Annotated in this window: 3 protein-coding genes; all 3 read left to right on the top strand. The window is 63.7% G+C overall.

Features of this window, described 5'->3' with window-relative positions:
- The first annotated feature begins 1 nt into the window (after window position 1).
- Window positions 2–916, top strand: a complete 915-nt coding sequence (locus EOA86_RS31740; RefSeq protein WP_245497440.1) for an ABC transporter permease — start codon at window positions 2–4, stop codon at window positions 914–916.
- Window positions 917–944: 28 nt separating this feature from the next.
- Window positions 945–1,841 (top strand): ABC transporter permease, encoded by an 897-nt coding sequence (locus EOA86_RS31735; protein ID WP_127208021.1) that lies wholly within the window; start codon window positions 945–947, stop codon window positions 1,839–1,841.
- Window positions 1,838–2,196 (top strand): ATP-binding cassette domain-containing protein (locus EOA86_RS31730; RefSeq protein ID WP_164892189.1); only part of this gene is annotated, 359 nt, incomplete at its 3' end. The genes EOA86_RS31735 and EOA86_RS31730, both read left to right, overlap by 4 nt.

Genomic DNA, 2,196 nt, shown 5'->3' with positions numbered 1-2,196 from the left:
CATCGTCTTCAGCGCGATCAACGTCATCGGCGCCCCCGTCGACATTCTGATCTCTCCCGACGCCGATCAGATCGAGCGCGCGCGCGTCGTCCAGGCCCTCGGGCTCGACCTGCCGGTTTGGCAGCAGTATCTCCGCTTCCTCTGGGCGGCGCTGCATGGCGACCTTGGCGAGAGCTACGTCTACAACGAGCCGGCGATCAGGGTGATCCTGGAGCGACTGCCGGCGACGCTCGAGCTGGCCGTCGCTGCCATCCTCATCGCCATCGTCGTCGGCGTGCCGCTCGGGCTTTATGCCGGGCTGCGGCCGGACGGCATCTTGAGCCGCGTCATCATGACCGTCAGCATCCTCGGCTTCTCGCTGCCGACCTTCTGGGTCGGGCTGGTGCTGATCATGTTTTTCGGCGTGCAACTCGGCTGGTTGCCGAGCGGTGGGCGCGGCCAGACCGCCGAACTGTTCGGCGTCCAATGGGCGTTCCTGACCAAAGACGGCCTTGCCCACCTGATCCTACCGGCGGTGAACCTCGCCTTGTTCGACGCCTGCCTCATTCTACGCCTGACGCGCGCCGGCGTCGCCGAAGTCCTGCCGCTCGATTTCGTCAAGTTCGCACGGGCCAAGGGCCTCAAAGAAACGCGCGTGATCGGCGTCCACGTCTCGAAGAACATCATGATCCCGGTGGTGACCATCATCGGCCTGGAATTCGGCTCTATCGTCGCCTTCTCGGTTGTCACCGAAAGCGTCTTCAGCTGGCCGGGCATGGGCAAGTTGATCATCGACAGCATCAACGTGCTGGACCGTCCGATCATCACTGCTTACCTGATGGCGATCGTCGCCTTCTTCGTCATCATCAATCTCGTCGTCGACCTGACCTATACGGCACTCGACCCGCGGGTGCGGCTCCAGGGCGAGGGATCGTGAGATGAGCGTCGACACCTTGCCGCCGCCGATGCCGGTCGAGGCCGAAAAGGGTGAAGAGGCGCCGTTTCAAGTGCTCGTGCGGGCATTCTTCCGCTCGCCCGCCGCCGTTATCGGTTTCGTGCTGCTGACTGCGGTCATCGGGCTGGCGCTGCTTGCGCCGCTTATAGCGCCGCAAAATCCCTACGACCTGAACCAGCTCGACATCATGGACAGTCGCCTGCCGCCCGGCTCGCAATCGATGACGGGCACGACGTTCTGGCTCGGCACCGACGACCAGGGTCGTGACATGCTTTCCGGCATCATCTATGGCCTGCGCATATCGCTTGGCGTCGGCGTCAGCTCGGCGCTTTTCGCAGCGCTGTTCGGCGCCTCGTTGGGCCTGCTCGCCGCCTATGTTGGCGGTCGGACCGAGACGGCGATCATGCGCATCGTCGATCTGCAACTCTCCTTCCCCTCCATTCTCGTTGCGCTGATGATCCTCGCCTTTCTCGGCAAAGGAATCCTCAACGTTGTACTCGCTCTGGTGATCGTAGAATGGGCGACCTACGCGCGTGCCGCGCGCGGCACGGCGCTGGTGGAGCGGCGCAAGGAATACATGGAAGCAGCGGAGTCGCTCGCTATTCCACGATGGCGCATTCTGTTCGTCCATCTGCTGCCCAACTGCCTGCCGCCGCTGATCGTGATCGCGACGGTGCAGGTGGCGCGCGCCATCTCGCTGGAGGCGACCTTGTCCTTCCTTGGCCTGGGTGTGCCGATCACCGAGCCCAGTCTCGGCCTGCTGGTCGCCAACGGCTACCAGTACATGCTCTCCGGCATGACCTGGATCAGCTTCTATCCGGGCGTAGCGCTGCTGATTACCGTGGTTGCGATCAACCTCGTCGGTGATCGGCTGCGCGACGTGCTCAACCCGCGGGGGCGCGAATGAATGCGACCGTACTCGAAGTCCGCGATCTCAGGACCCATTTCGGACAAGCAAAAGCCGTCGACGGCGTCTCGTTCAGCGTCGCGCGCGGCGAGGTTCTGGGTCTCGTTGGCGAAAGCGGGTCCGGCAAGTCGGTCACTGGCTTTTCCATCATCGGCCTGGTCGATCCGCCCGGGACGATCGTCGGCGGTCAGATCGTCTTCAACGGCCGCGACATCACCCGCTCCAGCCGCGAGGAGATGCGAGCGCTGCGCGGCCGCCGCATGGCCATGATCTTCCAGGATCCGATGATGACGTTGAACCCGGTCCTGCGCATCGATACGCAGATGATCGAGGCGGTGCAGGCGCATGAAAACGT

The organism is Mesorhizobium sp. M5C.F.Ca.IN.020.32.2.1 (assembly GCF_004023105.1).
Classification (GTDB): domain Bacteria; phylum Pseudomonadota; class Alphaproteobacteria; order Rhizobiales; family Rhizobiaceae; genus Mesorhizobium; species Mesorhizobium wenxiniae.
The sequence above is the reverse complement of the archived record's forward strand: the minus strand, read 5'-3'. Positions and strand labels throughout refer to the sequence as shown.

Coding starts and splice junctions, on each gene's coding strand:
- EOA86_RS31735 (WP_127208021.1), top strand. CDS start 945: ATGCCGGTCGAGGCCGAAAAGGGTGAAGAGGCGCCGTTTCAAGTGCTC.